We start from the raw sequence: 1685 nt of genomic DNA on the forward strand, positions 1-1685 counted from the left end.
GGCGGTGTGTCAGTTGAGATAGATGTTGACTGACAGGACGCTTTCGCGAGCAGGCTCGCTCCCACAGGGGAATATGTTTGGCTTAGTGGCCGGAGGCCGCCGGCCCCGCCTTCGCCGCAAACGGCGGTTTCGCCAGCCACACGATCACGATCAAGCCCATGAATGCCCAACCCAGCAACGTGAAGTAATCCACGGTGGAGAGCATGTACGCCTGACTGGTCAGCACATGATCCAACTGCGCATACGCCGGGTTGCTCGGCCCGCCCAGGGCATTCAGTGCCTCGCGGGTCGCCGGCTCATAAGTGCTGATGCTTTCGCTCATATAGGCATGATGCTGATCCGCCCGACGAATCCAGATCCACGTGGTCAGCGACGCCGCAAAACTGCCGCCCAAGGTCCGCAGGAACGTTGCCAGGCCCGCGCCATCGGCGATCTGGCTCGGTGGCAAGTCGGACATCAGAATGCTCAACGTCGGCATGAAGAACAGCGCCACGCCAATGCCCATGAACAATTGCACCAGCGCGATGTGCTGGAAGTCCACTTCGTTGGTAAACCCGGCGCGCATGAAGCAGCTCAGGCCAATCGCCAGGAACGCCAGTCCGGCCAGCAGCCGCAGGTCGAACTTGTGCGCGTACTTGCCGACAAACGGTGACATCAGCACCGGCAGAATCCCGATTGGCGCCACCGCCAGCCCCGCCCATGTTGCCGTGTAGCCCATCTGGGTTTGCAGCCATTGCGGCAGGATCAGGTTGATACCAAAGAACCCGGCGTAACCCAACACCAGCACGATGGTGCCGATTCGGAAGTTGCGATACGCAAACAGCCGCAGATTGACCACCGGGTGCTTGTCGGTCATTTCCCAGATCACGAACACCGCCAGCGCGACCACTGAAATCGCCGCGCCGATGAGGATGAAGTTCGACTCGAACCAATCGAGGTCATTGCCCTTGTCGAGGATCACCTGCAACGCCCCGACGCCGATGATCAAGGTGATCAGCCCGACGTAGTCCATCGGCTGGCGGCTGGTTTCCACCGGACGCGCCTTAAGTTGCTGGCGCACCACCATCACCGCGAAAATGCCAATCGGCACGTTGATAAAGAAGATCCACGGCCAGCTGTAACTGTCGGTAATCCACCCGCCGAGGATCGGGCCGGCAATCGGCGCGACCACCGTGACCATCGCCAGCAATGCCAGGGCCATGCCGCGCCTGGCCGGCGGATAGACCGCGATCAGCAGCGTCTGGGTCATTGGGTACAACGGACCGGCGACCAGGCCTTGCAGCACCCGGAAGCCAATCAGCTCGGGCATCGAGGTCGAGATACCGCAGAGAAACGAGGCCAGCACAAACAGAATCGTCGCCCAGAGAAACAGCTTCACCTCACCAAACCGGCGGCTGAGCCAACCGGTCAGCGGCAGCGCAATCGCATTGCTCACCGCAAACGAAGTGATCACCCAGGTGCCCTGCTCCGAACTCACGCCCAGGTTGCCGGAAATCGTCGGCAGCGCCACGTTGGCGATGGTGGTGTCGAGCACCTGCATGAAAGTCGCCAGCGACAGGCCGATGGTGCTGAGCAGCAGGCTGGGCGGCGTGAAAGACGCGTTATTGCTCATCGTGAATCCCTTGAAGCTGGGCAGGCGCGGGGGCGTTGAGGGGGCGCCGCGGCCCCCGTTGGGGCGGGCGGGT

At 62.0% G+C, this 1685-nt stretch carries 1 protein-coding gene; it reads right to left on the bottom strand.

All coding sequences use genetic code 11. The features are described from left to right. Positions 1-82 precede the first annotated feature (82 nt). Positions 83-1612 (bottom strand): DHA2 family efflux MFS transporter permease subunit, encoded by a 1530-nt coding sequence (locus tag QMX98_RS34510; protein WP_077749769.1) that lies wholly within the window; start codon positions 1610-1612, stop codon positions 83-85. Between the last annotated feature and the right edge of the window lie 73 nt (positions 1613-1685).

This window comes from Pseudomonas sp. PS02303, assembly GCF_029959925.1.
Lineage (GTDB): Bacteria > Pseudomonadota > Gammaproteobacteria > Pseudomonadales > Pseudomonadaceae > Aquipseudomonas > Aquipseudomonas mandelii.